Origin of the sequence: Synechococcus sp. MU1611 (genome assembly GCF_020514255.1) — a bacterium.
Lineage (GTDB): Bacteria > Cyanobacteriota > Cyanobacteriia > PCC-6307 > Cyanobiaceae > Parasynechococcus.
The window spans coordinates 113,648-131,465 of sequence record NZ_VTLC01000005.1 but is presented as its reverse complement, the minus strand read 5'-3'; the positions used below and the strand labels follow the sequence as shown (position 1 = coordinate 131,465).

At 59.8% G+C, this 17,818-nt stretch carries 19 protein-coding genes and 1 tRNA gene; 6 read left to right on the top strand and 14 right to left on the bottom strand.

The window, feature by feature from the left end; genetic code table 11:
• Nucleotides 1-19 precede the first annotated feature (19 nt).
• The 3 genes from psaB (at nt 20) to FZZ92_RS10820 (ending at nt 4,192) form a co-directional block, all read left to right on the top strand.
• On the top strand, nt 20-2,233 hold the full coding sequence (psaB, locus tag FZZ92_RS10830; RefSeq protein ID WP_166017519.1) for a photosystem I core protein PsaB: 2,214 nt from the start codon (nt 20-22) through the stop codon (nt 2,231-2,233).
• Nucleotides 2,234-2,591: 358 nt separating this feature from the next.
• A complete protein-coding gene (locus FZZ92_RS10825; protein ID WP_226423207.1) occupies nt 2,592-3,389 on the top strand; it encodes a helix-turn-helix domain-containing protein in 798 nt (265 codons plus the stop codon).
• Between the two features lie 89 nt (nt 3,390-3,478).
• Entirely contained in the window at nt 3,479-4,192 is a 714-nt protein-coding gene (locus tag FZZ92_RS10820) for a DUF3598 family protein (RefSeq protein ID WP_226398173.1), read from the top strand.
• A gap of 11 nt (nt 4,193-4,203) precedes the next feature.
• Here the strand turns inward: FZZ92_RS10820 and FZZ92_RS10815 are convergent, their stop codons facing one another.
• The 4 genes from FZZ92_RS10815 to FZZ92_RS10800 all read right to left on the bottom strand — a co-directional run bounded on the left by FZZ92_RS10815 (nt 4,204) and on the right by FZZ92_RS10800 (nt 9,088).
• On the bottom strand, nt 4,204-5,169 hold the full coding sequence (locus FZZ92_RS10815) for a cupin (RefSeq protein ID WP_226423206.1): 966 nt from the start codon (nt 5,167-5,169) through the stop codon (nt 4,204-4,206).
• 41 nt (nt 5,170-5,210) lie between these two features.
• Complete coding sequence (locus FZZ92_RS10810; RefSeq protein WP_226423205.1) at nt 5,211-8,327, bottom strand: efflux RND transporter permease subunit; 3,117 nt, start codon at nt 8,325-8,327, stop codon at nt 5,211-5,213.
• 109 nt (nt 8,328-8,436) lie between these two features.
• Nucleotides 8,437-8,928, bottom strand: coding sequence for a photosystem I reaction center protein subunit XI (locus FZZ92_RS10805; RefSeq protein ID WP_115022755.1), 492 nt, complete (start codon nt 8,926-8,928; stop codon nt 8,437-8,439).
• Between the two features lie 43 nt (nt 8,929-8,971).
• Nucleotides 8,972-9,088, bottom strand: coding sequence for a photosystem I reaction center subunit VIII (locus tag FZZ92_RS10800; protein WP_006851672.1), 117 nt, complete (start codon nt 9,086-9,088; stop codon nt 8,972-8,974).
• 90 nt (nt 9,089-9,178) lie between these two features.
• Between FZZ92_RS10800 and FZZ92_RS10795 the strand changes: the two genes are divergently transcribed.
• Entirely contained in the window at nt 9,179-9,646 is a 468-nt protein-coding gene (locus FZZ92_RS10795) for a HEAT repeat domain-containing protein (RefSeq protein WP_226423204.1), read from the top strand.
• On the opposite strand, the gene FZZ92_RS10790 is transcribed toward FZZ92_RS10795, so the two are convergent.
• Both FZZ92_RS10790 and FZZ92_RS10785 read right to left on the bottom strand, forming a co-directional pair.
• Complete coding sequence (locus tag FZZ92_RS10790; RefSeq protein ID WP_226423203.1) at nt 9,604-10,566, bottom strand: glycosyltransferase family 2 protein; 963 nt, start codon at nt 10,564-10,566, stop codon at nt 9,604-9,606. The genes FZZ92_RS10795 and FZZ92_RS10790 overlap by 43 nt on opposite strands.
• Before the next feature lie 60 nt (nt 10,567-10,626).
• Nucleotides 10,627-11,355 carry a C40 family peptidase gene (locus tag FZZ92_RS10785; protein ID WP_226423202.1) on the bottom strand — a complete coding sequence of 243 codons (729 nt, stop codon included), beginning with the start codon at nt 11,353-11,355 and terminating at the stop codon, nt 10,627-10,629.
• A 17-nt stretch (nt 11,356-11,372) separates the two neighbouring features.
• On the opposite strand from FZZ92_RS10785, the gene FZZ92_RS10780 reads away from it, so the two are divergent.
• Entirely contained in the window at nt 11,373-12,287 is a 915-nt protein-coding gene (locus FZZ92_RS10780) for a serine hydrolase (protein ID WP_226423201.1), read from the top strand.
• A gap of 16 nt (nt 12,288-12,303) precedes the next feature.
• Here FZZ92_RS10780 and FZZ92_RS10775 read toward each other — a convergent pair.
• A tRNA-Ser gene (locus FZZ92_RS10775) sits at nt 12,304-12,392 on the bottom strand.
• A gap of 37 nt (nt 12,393-12,429) precedes the next feature.
• On the bottom strand, nt 12,430-13,560 hold the full coding sequence (gene alr, locus FZZ92_RS10770) for an alanine racemase (protein ID WP_226423200.1): 1,131 nt from the start codon (nt 13,558-13,560) through the stop codon (nt 12,430-12,432).
• 69 nt (nt 13,561-13,629) lie between these two features.
• On the opposite strand from alr, the gene FZZ92_RS10765 reads away from it, so the two are divergent.
• Nucleotides 13,630-14,130 (top strand): HNH endonuclease, encoded by a 501-nt coding sequence (locus FZZ92_RS10765; RefSeq protein WP_115093359.1) that lies wholly within the window; start codon nt 13,630-13,632, stop codon nt 14,128-14,130.
• Nucleotides 14,131-14,133: 3 nt separating this feature from the next.
• Here FZZ92_RS10765 and prfA read toward each other — a convergent pair whose 3' ends face one another.
• From prfA to rplQ, 6 genes are all read right to left on the bottom strand, one after another.
• Nucleotides 14,134-15,231, bottom strand: coding sequence for a peptide chain release factor 1 (gene prfA / locus FZZ92_RS10760; protein ID WP_226423199.1), 1,098 nt, complete (start codon nt 15,229-15,231; stop codon nt 14,134-14,136).
• Nucleotides 15,232-15,246: 15 nt separating this feature from the next.
• Entirely contained in the window at nt 15,247-15,498 is a 252-nt protein-coding gene (gene rpmE, locus FZZ92_RS10755; RefSeq protein WP_115022769.1) for a 50S ribosomal protein L31, read from the bottom strand.
• Between the two features lie 10 nt (nt 15,499-15,508).
• The gene (gene rpsI, locus FZZ92_RS10750) at nt 15,509-15,910 is read right to left on the bottom strand and encodes a 30S ribosomal protein S9 (RefSeq protein ID WP_115022771.1); all 402 of its coding nucleotides are present in this window, start codon (nt 15,908-15,910) and stop codon (nt 15,509-15,511) included.
• Nucleotides 15,907-16,359, bottom strand: a complete 453-nt coding sequence (gene rplM / locus FZZ92_RS10745; RefSeq protein WP_115022773.1) for a 50S ribosomal protein L13 — start codon at nt 16,357-16,359, stop codon at nt 15,907-15,909. The genes rpsI and rplM overlap by 4 nt, the downstream gene beginning before the upstream one ends.
• A 157-nt stretch (nt 16,360-16,516) precedes the next feature.
• On the bottom strand, nt 16,517-17,398 hold the full coding sequence (gene truA / locus FZZ92_RS10740; RefSeq protein WP_226398183.1) for a tRNA pseudouridine(38-40) synthase TruA: 882 nt from the start codon (nt 17,396-17,398) through the stop codon (nt 16,517-16,519).
• 25 nt (nt 17,399-17,423) lie between these two features.
• Entirely contained in the window at nt 17,424-17,774 is a 351-nt protein-coding gene (gene rplQ / locus FZZ92_RS10735; RefSeq protein WP_006851925.1) for a 50S ribosomal protein L17, read from the bottom strand.
• Between the last annotated feature and the right edge of the window lie 44 nt (nt 17,775-17,818).

Sequence of the window (17,818 nt, the reverse complement as noted above, 5' to 3'; positions counted from 1 at the left end):
CACCTGACCTCTCCCTCTAATGGCAACGAAATTTCCTTCGTTCAGCCAGGGTCTGGCCCAGGACCCGACAACCCGCCGTATTTGGTACGGGATCGCCACGGCTCACGACTTCGAGAGCCATGACGGAATGACGGAGGAGCGCCTCTATCAGAAGCTCTTCTCCACCCATTTCGGTCACCTCGCGATCATCGGCCTGTGGGTTTCGGGAAACCTGTTCCACATCGCCTGGCAGGGCAACTTCGAGCAGTGGGTCGCCGACCCCCTGCACGTGCGCCCCATCGCTCACGCAATCTGGGATCCCCACTTCGGTCAAGGCGCCATTGACGCCTTCACCCAGGCGGGTGCTTCCTCCCCGGTGAACATCGCCTACTCAGGCCTGTATCACTGGTTCTACACAATCGGCATGACGACGAATGCCGAGCTGTATCAGGGTTCCATCTTCATGATGATCCTGTCGGCTTGGGCCCTCTTCGCCGGCTGGCTGCATCTGCAGCCCAAGTTCCGTCCTTCCCTGGCCTGGTTCAAAAACGCTGAATCGCGTCTGAACCACCATCTGGCTGTTCTGTTCGGCTTCAGTTCCATCGCGTGGACCGGTCACCTGGTTCACGTTGCGATCCCCGAAGCCCGCGGTCAGCACGTTGGATGGGACAACTTCCTCAACGTTCTGCCTCACCCCGCCGGTCTTGGACCCTTCTTCACCGGTAACTGGGGTGTGTATGCCGAAAATCCCGATTCTCTGAATCAGGTCTTTGGTAGTTCCGAAGGTGCCGGCACCGCCATCCTCACCTTCCTTGGTGGCTTCCACCCTCAGACAGAAGCTCTCTGGCTGACGGACATCGCCCACCACCACCTGGCTATCGGTTGCATCTTCGTGATCGCCGGCCACATGTACCGGACCAACTTCGGTATCGGTCACTCCATCAAGGAGATCCTTGAAACCCACAACCCTCCCCAGGGCACTCCTGGTGATCTGGGTGCGGGCCACAAAGGTCTCTACGACACCATCAACAACAGCCTGCACTTCCAGCTTGGTTTGGCTCTCGCCTCCCTTGGCGTGATCACCAGCCTCGTTGCGCAGCACATGTACTCGATGCCGTCGTATGCCTTCATCGCGAAGGACTACACAACCCAGGCAGCCCTGTACACCCATCACCAGTACATCGCCATTGCGCTGATGTGTGGTGCCTTTGCTCACGGTGCGATCTTCTTCATCCGTGACTACGACCCCGAAGCCAATAAGGACAACGTCCTGGCTCGGATGCTCGAGCACAAAGAAGCGATCATCAGTCACCTGAGCTGGGTCTCCCTGTTCCTCGGATTCCACACCCTGGGTCTCTACGTCCACAACGATGTGGTCGTTGCCTTCGGTACCCCCGAGAAGCAGATTCTGGTTGAGCCCGTTTTCGCCCAGTTCGTACAGGCCGCCTCTGGCAAGGCCATGTATGGAATGGACGTGCTGCTCTCCAATGCCTCCAGCTCCGCCAGCCTTGCGTCCCAGAACATTCCTGGCGACCACTACTGGCTTGATGCCATCAACGGCAACACCGATGTCTTCCTGCCGATCGGCCCTGGTGACTTCCTTGTTCACCATGCCATCGCTTTGGGTCTGCACACCACCACCCTCATCCTCGTGAAGGGTGCCCTGGATGCTCGCGGCTCCAAGCTGATGCCCGATAAGAAGGATTTCGGCTACTCCTTCCCCTGCGACGGCCCCGGCCGTGGCGGTACCTGCGACATCTCTGCCTGGGACGCCTTCTATCTGGCAGTCTTCTGGGCCCTGAACACCGTGGGTTGGCTGACCTTCTACTGGCACTGGAAGCACCTGGCGATCTGGTCTGGCAACGTTGCTCAGTTCAACGAATCCAGCACCTACCTGATGGGTTGGTTCCGTGACTACCTGTGGCTCAACTCCTCCCAGCTGATTAACGGTTACAACCCGTTTGGAAGCAACAACCTGGCCGTCTGGGCCTGGATGTTCCTCTTCGGTCACCTGGTATGGGCTACCGGTTTCATGTTCCTGATCTCCTGGCGGGGTTACTGGCAGGAACTGATCGAGACCATTGTCTGGGCACACCAGCGCAGCCCCATCGCCAACATGATGGGTTACCGCGACAAGCCTGTGGCTCTCTCCATCGTTCAGGCTCGTGTTGTTGGTCTCGCCCACTTCACGGTCGGCTATGTGCTGACGTACGCAGCCTTCCTGATAGCTTCGACTTCAGGAAAGTTCGGTTGATTCTTTCCTGATTCAACCGGCGACGAGTCGTTCCTCGTTTCACTTATCCCCATCCGGTTATCCGGGTGGGGATTTTTCTTGTGGGAATCTCATTCAGTAGGAATTTGGTTACTGATCATCATCTGATTAGTGATTGTTGGCTAACTTGCATGAAATCTTTTTTGGTTCACATCTGATCCCTAAAACCGCGCCATCGTCTGTTCTGTTGCCCTGTTGCGACCGGTTATTCAACAGTGCGGAGGAGTGTGCGCGGTTGTGGAGGCAGCTTGGCTGTGATTACAACATCGTTCAGGTGTCGCCAGGCCCCCTTCGTGGACGTCTAAGGGTCGACCATCAGGATGGAATCCTGCTTGTTTCGATGCAAGCAGATCAGGCGTTGTTGGTGGAGGGCACACGTCACCCTCGCTGGTTGCCATTCACGATTGAACATACGGACAACTACAGCGACCACCGTCATTTTGGTGAGTCGTTGGCTCCGAATGCCCTGGCTGGATTCAACACCAAGATGAAGGAGACATTGATGAGAACGTCTCCAGGTGGCAATCGGATTGCAGCTGCTCTTGTCGATCGTCGTCGCATTGACACCTGGGTCGAACTGATGGGTGCATCCGAGATTGCCAATCGAATGGAGCACAACAACACAGCCATTCTTCCCCCAATGGTTCATCGCAAGTTGCGTCAGTTGATGGTGCTTCCCGCCTGGCAGGGTGCTGATGTGCCACAGCCTTTCCAAGCTGATTTTCTTGAAGCGCAGCTGATCGAGTCTCTTTCGCCAGAGACTTCAGCTCTTCTACAGCCTGTGCAAAAAAACCATCACACTGATCTTGTGCAGGAGTTGGTTCGCTTTTCCTTTCGATCGAGCATGACGCCCATCTCACTGAGCTCGGTGTGTCAAATGTTGTTCACCACCAAGACAACACTCACCGTGAGTTGTCGTGAAATGTTTGGTTATGGCCCGATGGCATTGATGCGTCGTATTCGGTTGCAGCAAGTGCACGAAGCGCTGTCCAATCCTGATCTCCAGCAACGGTTGGGTTGTTACACCGTCCAGCAGACCGCCGAGCATTTTGGCTTTGCTAGTCGGAATCACTTCGCAAGTGCCTATCGAGATCTCTTCGCGGAGACTCCGCGCACAACCTTGTTGGCGTCCCGCTGAAAGGTCAAGGGAACTTGCGTTGAACTTTTTCTGTCCTTTTGGTCCTGGCTCTGCCTAGCCTCTGCTGTCGGATCAAGACCAGGCTGATCGTGGATGAATGGGAGCTTCTGCTGCGGAACGTTGGTGAGTGGCGCGGCTGGTTCGACACCATGGACCGATCGTTGCAACGAACCAAACGTCAGCCATCTCTGCTCACGCTTCAACCGGCGCTCTCCGGGATCGCTCTTCATCTGACGTTGCTGTTCTGGCCGGAGGGGTCGGGATCTCTCCTGCAAACTCCCGCCGGCGAGCCTGAAAAACGGATTGTTCAAAGCTTCATGCGCGTTGATCCCGATATGGGTGTCTTCGCTACGGGCAGCTTTTCCAGAGGCACGCTGCAGCGTTCCAACTGGAGCACGCTCTATGCCGAATTCGGTTTTTTGCACAACGAACGGCGCCATCGCCTGGTTCTGCTTTGGGACAGTGCAGGGCAGTTGGATCGGATCGTTTTGATCCGAGAGTTCCTTGTCGGGAGTTCAGCGGTCGAGTGTCCACCCTTGGAGGCCAATCAACTTATGGGGGACTGGGGTTGCGATATCAACTCCCCAGGAGATGGCCTTCGGCTTGAAGCGGACGATCTTGAGCAGTGGGTCTTCTTGCCCGACGGAGGTGCGTTTCTGGCGCCGCTGCAGATTGATCCCAACCAGACGTTCAGCATCGAAGCGCTTTGGTTGTCGAGTCCGACGCGTCTCGAGCGAATTGCGCGTCGTTATGCAATCAACGGTGCGCTGACGTCGGTGGATCATCAGCTGCTTACCCGTTGACCTCTTCCCCCTTAGGGGGTGTTGCTCAATGGCTCTCGTTCACCCCGTCTTTGATTGCTGAAAGCAATGTCGAGCGTGCGGAGGTAGGTGTGCAGTCCTGCATCCTGGATCGGCAGCACATAGGCGTCTGCGCCGGACTCATTGTGGTGTGAGTGCCAGTAGCCCGGGGGTGTCACGAAGGCTGCACCGGTCACCCAGTCTTCCCGGTGACCATTGCGGATCATTCCGTTGGCGTCCAGTTCGGTGCCAATCATCGTGTAGCACCCCGGTTGGCAGGCCACCGCAAAATCAAGAGCGATCGACTGGTGTCGATGCGGGCGTTGGATCTGACCTGCGGGGAGAATTCCCAACATGGCCCACAGGGTGTGAGTGACGGTTCGTGTCTGAGGAAATGCGTCGTTGCCTAACAGCACACTCACCCGATTGGCGTTGGCTCCTCGAGGATTTTTGGCGATGGCATCCAGCTCAGCGCGAGCATCTTGATGGCTGTAAAAGCAGGGTTGAAACACCGGCTTCACGGTGGTCACGCCCAGATAACGAAGCAGGGGGGCATCGTGCACCCAGTAGAGGCCGGCGCGACCCTTGCTGCTATGGATCGCTTCCCCGCCTGCCGGAAGGACGAACGTATCTCCTGCGCTCCAGTGAAAAACCTGACCACAGGCTTCGGTTTGCCCACGGCCTCGGGCAACGAAGAACAGTTGACTTGTTGCATCCGCATTGGTGCGGAGTGCTCCTTGATCCAGTCGAATGAAATTGCCGCAGAGGGATGGACCGGTGGCCGGGCCCTCGCAGTGCAAGTCGGCACTCAAATCAAGAGATTGAAGGGCCGTCCCGGTCTCATCAAAGAAACTGGCTGAAAAGCTCCGGTAGGGGATCGTGCTGATCAGCCCCTGCTGCAGGGGATTGGCCGCTGAGGCGTAGTCGAAGAACTGCGCCTGGGAACTGGTTGCCGTCGTTGCCCGCGGGGTGATGGTCATCGTTCCTTCCAGCAGCAGAACCATTGGATCGAGGCAGCACCCTACGCGGTGGGCATTCGATCGCGTTTCAACAGCAGGTAGACGGCAGGGACTGCAAACAGGGACAGCAAAGAGGCCACTAGCAGTCCACTGAAGACCACGGTGCCGATGCTGATACGGCTGGCGGCTCCCGTGCCCCGGGCGAGCAGAAGAGGCAGGAAACCCGCCAAGGATGTGACCGCTGTCAGCAGGATTGGGCGCATCCGGTTCACGGCAGCGTCGATCACGGCTTGGCGCAGTTCCAGGCCTGCTGCAAGCCGTTGGTTGGCGAATTCCACGATCAAAATTCCGTTCTTGGCCGCCAGGCTCACCAGCACCAGGAGTCCCATCTGGCCGTAGACATCCAGTGGAAGGCCCCGCAATTTCAAGCCGATCAGAGCTCCGAGCAGAGCCATCGGCACCGTCAGCAGAATGATCAACGGATCGACGAAACTCTCGTAGAGCGCGGCCAGAAGCAGATACACCACAGTCACACCAAGGGCGAACAGCACCCAGGTCACCTGCGCAGCCCTTTGTTCTTCCAACGCAAGGCCTGTGAAGGCCAACCCGATGTTGCTGCCTCCAATCCGATCTCCTGCCTGGGTTAGAGCGTTGATGGCTTCACCGCTGCTGACCATTGGAGCGGGGATGGCGGTGATGCGGATCGCCCGGTTGAGTCCGAAATGGCGAATGTTGTTGACGCCCTCCTCCCGGCTCAAGCTGGCCACTGTTGCCACGGACACAAGCTCACCGCTGCGATTCCGCACCATTAGGCCGGTGAGATCTTCGGGGCGACGTCGCTCGCGGCCATCCAGCTGCAGAACAATCGAGCGGATCCGACCGCCGTCGAAGGTGTCGTCGATGTAGCGGCCACCGAAGGCTGTGCCGATTTCCCGCAGTGTTGCGCCGTAGTCGAGGTCGAGAGCGGCCAGTTGGTCGCGATCGAGCTCCAGGCGCCAGCGGGGGAAACTGGCATCAAAGCGGGTGCTCACCCGTTCAAAGCTTTCTGTTGCTTGAGCCGTTTGGATGAACTCTTGGGCGACTCGGCCGAATTGCTCCAGGCTTAATTGGCCGCCGCTGCGGTCCAGCAGTTCAAGAGAGAGTCCTGATTCACTGCTGAAGCCCCGCACTGCCGGAGGGGTAATCAGCACGACCCTGGCATCGCCGACCCGTTGCTGAATCTCGCGGTTGAGTCGGCGTTTGATGGCGCCACTGCTCTGCTCAACGCCGGGCCGATCCTTCAGGGCTTGCAGTCGCAGGTAAAAGGACCCTCGGTCTTCTCCGCTCTGCCCGAACGAACTGCCGGCATAAAAGTTGCCGGTGCGCACCAGCGGTTCTTCGCTGACGACGCGCCGGATGTCGTCCATCACGGCCACGCTGCGCTCGAGGCTGGCGCCGTCGGGAAGGGTGAAGTAGCCGCGGATCTGACCTTGGTCGTCATCGGGAATGAAAGCTGTCGGCATCACCGCCAACCCTGAGGCTGTGATGACAAGGCCGCTCAGCAGCACACAGGCGATGAGCCGCTTTCGCTGCAGCCAGTGCTCGAGGTGCTTCGCGTATTGGCATTGCAGTGTTTGCATTCCCTCCCGAAGCCAGCGGCTGAGCTTGCCGATGGCCCCAGGAAGACGTCCACCACCTGGACCCAACACACGGGCGCAGGCCATCGGGGTGAAGCTGAGCGCATTCAAGGTGGAGAACAGAATCGCTCCGCTGATGGCCAGGGCGATGGGTTGATAAAGGCGTCCAATCGATCCAGGAATGAGCAGCACGGGAAGGAACACGGCTGCCAACACCAATGAGGTGGCCACAACAGCAGTCGCCAGCTCAGCCATTGCGTCTTCCGCCGCCTGTTCGGGGGGGGTGCCCTGTTCGATGCGTCCGGCGATGTCTTCGCTTACGACGATGGCGTCATCCACAACGATCCCGGTGGCCAGCACCAGCCCAAACAGGATCAGGCTGTTGAGGTTGGAACCGCTCAGTTTCACAAGGCTGAGGCTTCCCACCAGCGCCACCGGAACGGCAAGGCCCGGGATCAGGGCGAGGCGCCATCGGCCCAAAAACAGCACCAGCACGACCAGCACCAGCAGCACGGCATCGCGCAATGTGATGAAGGTGCGATCGAGGTTGGCCTCAACCGTGTCGGCCACATCAACGATCATCGAAAGCTCGATGCCCGGCGGGAAGCTCGGTCCCAACTGCTGCAACTTGCGCTTGATCGCCCTGCTCACCTCCAGGGCATTGGCCCCGTCACGCTGGTAGATCCCCACGGCGACGGAGCGCTCCCCGTCCAAATTCATGGCCTCTCGTCCGTAGTTGCGCTGTCCGAGGGCAACCCGTCCCACATCCTTCAGTCGCAGCAGCCCGCCGTTGTCCAGCCGGCGCAACACGAGATTCTCGAAATCCGACCTGCTGCGGAGGCGCCCCTCCGCTTCTACCGGAAGGCTCAGCAGCTGGCCCGATGGAACAGGGGCCGCGCCAATGCTGCCAACGGCAGCCAATACATTCTGTTCAGCCAGGGCTCGGCTGACATCGCCAAGGGTCAGGTTGGTTTGTTCGAGGCGTTGCGGATCCAGCCACAGGCGAAAGGAGAGTTCACTGCTGCCGAAGATCTGCACATCGCCGATGCCTGGTGTGGTGAGCAGTGCGTCGCGCAGGGTCTGGTCCAGCCAACCTGTGAGAAAAGTCGGGACGTATTGATCGGGTGGGTGGCTGAACCCCAAGATCATCAACAGGTCTTCCGAGGAGCGACGCACCTGGAGTCCCTGGCGCGTCACCGCTTGAGGCAACCGGCGGCTGGCGAGGTTGACCTCGTTCTGCACCTTGATGGCATTCAGCTCGGGATCTCCCGCGTTGAATCGCAACGAGATGCTGGCGCCGCCTTGCCTGCTGGTTGAGCTGATGCTTTCGACCCCTTCAAGGCCATTCAGCTGTTGTTCCAACACCCGTGTCACGCTCTGCTCCACCACCTCTGGCGAAGCCGCAGGGAAGCTGGCGTTAACGCTGACGCGGGTGGGCGCGAGTGGCGGAAGATCCTCTAGCCCCAGGCCGAACAGCGCTGTGCAGCCCGCCAGAAGGATCAGCAGGCTGCAGACGACCGTAAGGACCGGCCGTCGGAGAAACGGCTGGGAGATCGACCGCACCTGGACGTCTCAAAAGTGTGTGGATCTTGGCAGGAAAAATCCCCCGGTTGCCTGCGGGGCAAGCAACCGGGGGATGAATGGTTTGGGTGAAGGGCTCGGGTGAATGAATTCAGCCGACGCTCCAGACACCAGCAGCGATCTTGAACAGATCCTGAACGTGAACGGTGTTGCAGAGGAACCAGGCAAAAACGGCGCCGCCGCAGCCACCAAGCCAGAACCCACTGGTGAAGTCGGACCAACCTGTGCGGGTGAAGAGGTCGGCGGGAGGATTCTCAACCGTGACGTCTGCCGGGGGGATGTTGGGTTGCTTGCCGGGCTGGTTGTACAGCAGGAACAGCAGGCTGAGGATGTGAACAGCACCAATGGCGGCCAGGAGACCGGCGGTTTGCTGATACTCGGTGGCACGCAAAGGGCCACAGATGGTGAACGGGCCGAAGAGCAGATAACCGAACGCTGCGCCCGTTTCCAGGCCACGGAAGTTCGGGGAAATCCCAGGGCGGTACAGGGGCAGGTTGTTGATCAGTCCCTTGATGAAATAACCGCTGTTGACGGGGGTCGCAAGATTGCCGACGCAGGGATCAGCAGCAGGAGTGACAGTCATGAGTTACGAGTGCTGAGGGGTTGAAACGATCCGCAGTTCGCGGTCACTCGGCAGCGGTGATCACTCGACCAACAAGGACGATGAACACTGCGGGAAAAACGATTCCGGTGATGGGCACAAAAATCGCAGGCAGCCAGGCAGCAGCGAAATCTCCAGTCATGTCGAGGCCAAAAGCTTCGCAGCTACTGTAAGGAGGTCCGATCTGACGGCCTGCTTTAGGTCGCACCGGCGACATAAAAGTTCAATCCGCATGCAGAACGTTCTCCTCCCTGGTGCCGTCGTCCTGCTCACGGTGGTGCTCTGGTTGCGCAGGAAACCGCTGAAGCCGATGCTCTCCAGCACCGATGCCAGTGGTGTTGCGCAGCTCAACCGTGCCCAGCTGGAACTGGTGATTGAGCCTGCATCTGTGGGGGATGTCGCTGATGATTCTTTGGAGTCTTGGACGGCACCAACAAGCGAGCTGGAGCGTCTTGCTTTGCAGCGTCGCTTGAAAGCTGATATGGAGGCTGGGCCAGAGGAACGGTTGCGTGCCGTCCGTTTGGCGGCTCGATGGGGGCATCGTTCGGCGCTCCCCATGCTGCGCCAAGCGCTGCGGGACAGTGATCCACGTGTGGTTGAAGAGGCAGCAGCAGCGATCGCACCTTTTCGCTCTGCTCCAGCTGCTGTTTCGATCCGTCAGCCGGCTCGGCCACCTCGCAACGTTTCACGGATGCGGTAGATCGGCCTGCCCTGGCTTTCGTGATACGTGCGGATCAGCAGTTCGCCAAGGAGTCCGAAACAGAAGAGTTGAATTCCAGCGAGTCCAAGGACAACGGCCAGCGTGAGCAGAGGGCGGTTGGCGATGTCGCCACCCATCACTTTGATCGCCAGTAAGTAGGTGCTGGCAATCAAGCTGGCGGCAATCGCCAGCAAGCCCCCGAAGCCGAACACATACATCGGTCGGGTCAGGAACCGCTTCATGAACCAGACGGTGAGCAGATCCATCAACACCCGGAAGGTGCGGTCGATCCCGTACTTGCTGCTGCCGAACTGACGGGCACGGTGGTTCACCTTGACTTCGGTGATCCGTGCGCCCTCGATGAAGGCCAGGGCTGGAAGAAAGCGATGCAGCTCTCCATACAGCCGCATATCTGCCAGCACCTCCCGTCGATAGGCCTTTAGTGAGCAGCCGTAGTCATGAAGTCGCACGCCGGTCACCCGTCCGATCAAACGGTTGGCCATCCGGGAGGGCAATTTGCGTTGAAGCGCGGCGTCCTGGCGCTGATGGCGCCAGCCACTCACGAGGTCATATCCCTCTCGCAATTTGGCCAACAGCATTGGGATGTCGGCTGGATCGTTCTGAAGATCTCCATCCAGGCTGACGATGACCTCTCCACCAGCAACGTCAAACCCTGCTGCCATGGCTGCGGTCTGCCCATAGTTCTTGCGCAGCAGCACGGCCACCACTTCAGGTACGTCGCTGCTGACTTGTGCCAGCACCTCTGCGGTGCGGTCGCTGGATCCATCGTCGACAAGGACCAGTTCAAATGTCTCACCGGCTGGACGCAGTGCCGAGATGAGCTGGTTAACCAGATGGGGAAGGCTTTCCTCTTCGTTGTACAGCGGCACCACCACCGAGAGATTCAGAGGTGCACTCATGCCGGTCGCGCTGCGAGTCGCTCAACTTAAGCAGGGTCCCTGCCGATCTTGCTGACAGCGTCAGGAGAGATGGGATCCGTCATGGCAACGAACCACACGACCTGCGCTGCGAAATTCAGCTCGGTAATGGCAAGCGACCGGGTGTCGGTCGCGGCTGTGGAGACTGTCGATGCCGATTCCATTGCGCCCATGGGCCTGGCCTGAGCTGTGGCGATAGCGGCCATCGCCGAGATGAAGCCCCACATGGGTGCAGCGCCGGCGTGTGCCGAAAAACAGCAGATCTCCCGGTTTCAGCAGGCTGTAATCGTCGGGAAGAGCAGCAATCGGTTGGCAGAACCGTTCTTGTTGGTAGGCGTCTCGCGGAATCCAAATGCTTTGGCTGGCGAAGGCCATTTGCATCAGGCCGGAACAATCCATGTCCGGCTCGGTGGTTCCGCCCCACAGATAGGTATTGGGCTGTTGCTGGGCGGCTTCGCTCCAGGCGAGCACGCCAGGCAGCCTCCGTTCAACTTCCGACTCGCTCAGCGGCGACGGTCTCCAGGGTGAGCATTGCTCAGCTCGCCCCAGGACAGCCTCAAGGTCCAACCAGCAGCGGTAACCATCCTCCAGCAGCTGCACGGCGATCCTGTTGCGCTGCTTTTCCAAGATGCGAAAGCGGCGTCCACGACAGGCCTGCGTGGTCAGATTCTCGCCATTAGGTCGTGCATAACCATTGACGTCCTCACACAGCTGCCAGCTGGAACCTGTCTGAATCAGGTCTGGGGCCAGCAGGGTGCCTAACGTCGCCATGGCCCAATCGAATCGCTATGGCGTTCTACCGTCCCGATCCCGTCATGGCGGCTCGGCTTGAGACGGCACTCGATGCGCTCGATGCAGACGGCCGTCCGGGGCTGCGCAACAGTTTGGCGATCACCTGGGTGCGGTACACCGATGCTGCACCGGAGGCTGGTCAGGGGTGCGGCGCCTCCTGGAATCAAGACCGGATCCTCTATCCGGCCAGCGTGGTCAAACTTTTTTATGCCGTCGCCGTTGAGCAGTGGTTGCAGCGCGACCTGATCCCAGACGGTGATGAACTGCAGCGCGCCGTGCGCGACATGATCGCCGACTCCAGCAACGATGCCACTGGGCTCGTGGTTGATCTGCTTACGGGCACCACCAGCGGCCCTGCACTCCATGGCGAGCGCTGGGAGCTCTGGACCCAGCAGCGTCGCTTGATCAATGCCTGGCTGCAGAGCTTGGCCTGGCCAGAGCTGGAGGCGGTGAATTGCTGTCAGAAGACCTGGGGAGATGGTCCCTATGGCCGGGAGAAAATCTTCTATGGAGCCGACAACAGCAACCGCAATGGCTTGTCCACCGTCGCGACAGCCCGGATGTTGGAGGCCGTCATGACCGGTGCGGTGGTGTCGCCGCCGGCATGTCGTCGGCTGCAAGGTCTGTTGCAGCGCTCGCTGGATCAGCAGCAGCGGCGTGCCGATCCTGAGAACCAGGTGGATGGGTTTCTCGGCGAGGGCTTACCCGAGGAAACGCAACTGTGGAGCAAGGCCGGTTGGATGAGTCAGGCCCGTCATGATGTGGCTTGGTTTCAGGCTCCCGATCAGCAGTCACCGACCTTGCTGGTGGTGTTCACAACGGGTCCTGATCGCGCCAGGGATGCATCCCTTTTGCCGGAGTTGGCACGGCAACTCAGCCAGTTCACCAGCTCCGAGGAGCGGGTGAATTAAGCACATGAGCTTGGAACGGAGAGGGAGGGATTCGAACCCTCGACAGAAGTTGCCTCCTGTAACTCCTTAGCAGGGAGCCGCTTTCAACCACTCAGCCACCTCTCCAGCGGCGCACCCAGAGTACCAAGTGCTGGGCAGTTGGTCAGACTTCCACGCGGGGCAAGCGTCGTTTGAAACCGCAGAGGATTTCCCAGGGAATCGAACCGCAGTGATCGCTCCAACGTTGAGGGCTCAATTCAAGCTCGCCGTCTCGACCAAGCAAGGTGACGATGTCGCCTTCTTTCAGTTTGGGTGCATCGGTGGCATCAATCAGAAGCTGGTCCATGGTGATGGCCCCCACCTGCGGGAGCAGGTGATTCCGATGTATGGCATGAATGTGTCCGCTGAGAGACCGCAGAACGCCATCGGCATAGCCCAGGCCCACCACCGCTAGTCGGGAGGGGCGCTGCGTGACGAAGCGATGGCCGTAGCTGACACCTGTTCCGGCAGGGACTGCACGGATGAGGCTGACCCGGGCACGTACGGCCAGGGCGGGTTGCAGGGGAATGACGTCGCTCAGGTGGGCAGCTGGGGCATGGCCGTACAAGGCCAGGCCGACGCGGACGAGGTCGTGGTGCAGCTCACGATTGAGCAAGGTTCCAGCGGAGTTGGCTAGATGGCGGGTGATGCTGTCGCCCTCTTGTGGCACGGCCGACAGCATGCTGACGAAGCGATCCTGCTGGATGCTTGTCAGGGAATCGTCGGGTTCGTCTGCACAGGCCAGATGGCTGTAGATACCCACCAGATTCAAATGTTCCAGGCTTTGAAGCCCCGCTGCGGTCTGATGACTGTCGCTGAGGGAGCAGCCCAGCCGTGCCATACCGGTGTCGATCTTCAGCTGCACGTCGAAACGTCGACCACTGTCGGCTGCGAGCGCGTTGCACAGCTGGGCATCGCTGAGGCTGCTCAGGGTGGGCATCAATCGCCAGTGCAGGCAGGTGTGTAGATCGTCCGGTTCGTGGAGGTTGCTCAGCAACAGCACCGGTGCCTCCAGACCAGCCCGGCGCAGCTCGAGGCCTTCCTGCAGCGTCGCCACACCAAGGCTGGAAGCTCCCCCTTGAAGCGCTGCACGCGCAACGGTTTCAGCGCCATGGCCATAGCCATCGGCCTTCACCACCGCCATCAGTTGGGTGCGAGGGCCGAGGTGCTGGCAGAGAGCCCTGGCGTTGGCCCGAATCGCTGCAGGTGAAACTTCCACCCAGGCGCGCTGACGTGGATTCAGCTCCGGAATCACAGGCAGTGCTCGGCGCTACCGAGACGGCTTCACATCGCCGATAGCATGAAGCTTATTGAGTGAGCTGGCATGGGCCAGGTTCTCGTTCTCAATGCGTCCTATGAGCCGCTCAATATCACCACCTGGAGGCGGGCGGTGGTGATGATGCTGAAGGGCAAGGCCGAAGGTCTGGAACATGACCCCTGTCGGCAACTGCGTCAGGGCACCCACCTGCCGACCGTGATCCGATTGCGCCAATACGTACGGGTGCCCTTCCGCCAGCTGCCCCTGACGCGTCGCAATGTGTTTCAGCGGGACAACCACACCTGCCAGTACTGCGGCAGTCGTGACGATCAGTTGTCGATCGACCATGTGATGCCACGAAGTCGTGGAGGCGGCGACACCTGGGAAAACGTGACAACAGCCTGCCTCAGCTGCAATGTGCGCAAGGGCAACCGAACGCCAAAGGAGGCGGCCATGCCTCTGAGCCATGTGCCGCGCCGTCCGGCCAGCAGCCTCAGTTTCGAGGCTCGGCGTCAGATCCATTCAGGCCATCACCAGGAATGGGCGAAATACGTCATCGGTTCTTGAACGTCAGGCGTCGGTCTGTTCGCTCAGGGCTTCGAGTTTCTGACGTTGTTCTTCGGCGATGCAGGCACCGATCAGGTCCTCTAATTGGCCCTCCAGCACAGGCTCCAGCGTGAAGTTCCGGCCCAGCCGGTGATCGGTGGTTCGGTTGTCCTTGTAGTTGTACGTGCGGATTTTTTCGGAGCGGTCTCCACTGCCGACCTGAGCGCGTCGTTTGCTGCTTTCCCGTTCCGCAGCAGCAGCTTGTTCCCGCTCCAGCAATTTGGCCCGGAGGATTTCCAGGGCCCGTTCCCGGTTCTGTAACTGGGAGCGTTCCTGGGTGCAGAACACGCGGATGCCCGTGGGTTTGTGGAGGAGGTCCACGGCGGTTTCCACCTTGTTGACGTTTTGTCCCCCTGCACCACCCGAGCGGGCGGTGCTGATCTCCAGATCCTTTGGATCAAGCTGAACTTCCACCGCATCGGCTTCCGGCATCACCGCCACAGTGGCGGTGGAGGTGTGAACCCGCCCCTGGGATTCCGTAGCCGGGACGCGTTGAACCCGATGGACCCCCGCTTCAAATTTCAGTTGGCTGTACACGCTGTCGCCGCGCACCGAAAGGATCAGCTCTCGAAACCCTCCCAGGTCGGCCTCCGTGCAGCTCATCGGCTGCACCGCCCAGCCCACCTTCTGGCTGTAACGCTCGTACATCCGAGCCAGATTACCGGCCCAGAGACAGGCCTCATCGCCTCCTGCACCGGCTCGAATTTCGAGCATCACACTGCGCTCATCGCGGGGATCCCGCGGTAGTAGAGCCAGGGTGAGTCGCTCCGTCAGCGTTGTGTGCTTTTCCTGGAGGCTGACCAGTTCATCCTGGGCCAGTTCCTCCATCGCGGCATCACCGCGGCTGTCTTTGAGCAGCTGACGTGCTGAATCCCGCTCGTTCTCGAGCTTTTTCAGTTCCTCAAAATCGAGCACAAGCGGCTCAAGCCTTGATCGCTCCCGCGCGATCGATTCGAGCCGCTTTGGGTCAGCGGCCACATCAGGATCAGCCAGCTGCCGCTCGAGGTTGCGGAAGCTGGCTGTGGCCGTTTCCAGCCGAGAAAACAACGTCGAGGCGTCCATGCCCCGTGCTCACCCTCAGGCCTTGGACTCGGCCTGGGCTGGTTCGGCACCTTTCTTTTTGGTGCCCATGCCGTACTTCTTCATGAAGCGGTCCACGCGTCCCTCGGTGTCGAGGATCTTCTGGGTGCCGGTGAAGAAGGGGTGGTTGCCGCTCCAGACGTCGACATGGATCTCTGGCTGGGTGGCACCAGTGGTCATGACCACTTCGCCGTTGCAGATCACCTTGGCGTCGGGATACCAGGTGGGGTGGATGTCGGGCTTTGGCATTGGTAAAAAATCAGCGCTTGGAGAACTGAGGAGCCTTACGTGCTTTCTTGAGACCGTACTTGCGACGTTCCTTGGCACGGGGGTCGCGGCTCAGGTGACCTTCCGTCTTGAGAGGCTTGCGGTTGTCAGCGGAAAGCTCACAGAGGGCGCGGGCTGCACCCTGCTTGATGGCGCCTGACTGACCTGTAAGTCCACCGCCGTGAACATTTACCAGAATGTCGTATTCGCTAGTGAGGCCAAGGGTCTCCAGGGGAGCTTTGACCGCTGCGATGTACGAGGGGTTGTAGTTCAGATAGTTGTCACCGGGACGACCATTGATCGTGATCGTTCCATTGCCAGGAACAAGGCGTACACGGGCGACTGAGGTCTTACGGCGACCAGTGCCCCAGTAAACGACGGAGTTGCTGCTCATTTGGCGGATGCGGAGGGGTTGAGCTGGAGAGGCTGGGGCTTCTGAGCCGCATGGGGATGCTCGGTGCCCTTGTAGACCTTGAGCTTGCGGAACATCTGGCGGCCCAGAGCGTTGTGAGGAAGCATGCCTTTGATGGCCTTCTCCACAATCCGCTCTGGAATCCGTTCCTGCAGAGCCTCAAAGGTTTCAACCTTCATGCCCCCGGGACGTCCGGAGTGACGGCGGTACAGCTTCTGCTGGGGTTTTCTGCCGGTGACTTTGATTTTTTCGGCGTTCACAACGACGACAAAATCACCGGTGTCCAGATGGGGGGTGAAGCTGGGGTTGTTCTTGCCGCGAAGCACGGCGGCTACCTCAGTGGCAAGGCGGCCGAGGGTCTGATTCTCAGCGTCCACCACGTACCACTGGCGGTCGATCGAATCAATCGGGGGGAGAGAGGTCTTGTTCATCGCGCCGGCATGCCGGTTCGGTTATGTCCCGCCTGTTGCAGCGGAACTGGGCAAAGGGGGTCGGTCCAGAGCTGGACCTGACGGGGCTCAAAGATCGAGCTTACTCTTCAGCCCTCCAGCTCCTTCGAGTTGGGCAGCACTCCGAGTAGAGGCCCGTTTATCCCGGCGTTGAGGGTGGATCCGGAGGTGGATCGCTCTCAGCCAGAAAAAACCACGGTTGACAATCGTACCAGCCGGCTTTTGTGAAGATGGGCTCGGCATAGCCAGCACGAAGCAGGCAGAGGCCGGATGCGGGCGCTGACTCCTTCACCTCGTGGCGTCTTCGCTCTCGCCAACGATCCTCAAAGGCGGTAACGCTGAGACGCTGTTCGCCGACCGCCACCAACTGGGCCATCAACAGTCGCACCATGCCGTACAGGAAACCACTGGCCTGAATTTCGACCCGGAGAAGATCGCCATCACGCTCCACGAGAACCTCCTGCACCGTTGTTCGGGCATGGGCGCGACGGCTGCCTGCCTTCATGAAGGCACTGAAATCGTGCATGCCAAGCATCGTGTTCAGTGCGTCCCGCATGCGGGACGCATTCAGTTTGTGCTGGTAGCGGTGCCAGCTCCACGGACTGAGAAACAAGTTGGGACGTCGACCGTTGTAAATCGTGTACCTGTATCGCCGGTATGTGGCCGAATAACAGGCATGCCAATCGAGCGGACGGGCGACGGATTCGCGCACACGAATCGTGCTCGGGAGGCGTCCGTTCAAGGCGGGGGCCCATTTGTGAGCCGGGATCGGACCATTGCAGTCGAAATGCACGACCTGGCCTGCAGCATGAACACCGGCGTCAGTTCGGCCTGCAGCGAAGCTCTGCACAGGCCGATGCGGATCAAGCTGTGCAATGGCATCCTCAAGCACGGCCTGAACGCTGCGACCGTTGCTTTGACGCTGCCATCCACAAAACGAAGAGCCCTCGTACTGAAGACTGAGCGCAATCCTCTGAAGGGACGGTGACTCAGGACCTGCAGACGAGGGTTCGAGGTTCAAACGTCAGGACTGACGTGAGGTGTGATCAGACCAGTTCAATGATGGCCATTTCGGCGTTATCACCACGACGGGGAACAGTCCGGGTGATACGGGTGTAACCACCTTTGCGATCGCTGTAGCGGTTGGGGGCCTTGTCGAACAAAGCGTGGACAAGCTGCTTGTCGTAGATGTATCCCATGGCCCTGCGGCGGGAGGCGAGGCTGCCGTCCTTTGCCAGGGTGATCATGCGCTCGGCTTCGTCGCGAAGCGCCTTGGCCCGTGCCTTGGTGGTGGTGACCCGACCTTCCCGAATCAGCTGGGTGGTCAGGGCGCGCAGCATTGCCTTGCGCTGGTCAGCTGGGCGTCCCAGCTGAGGAACTCGGCATTGATGACGCATGGTTCTGTCGGTGACGAAGACGAAAAAGGACGTTCAGGCCGTGC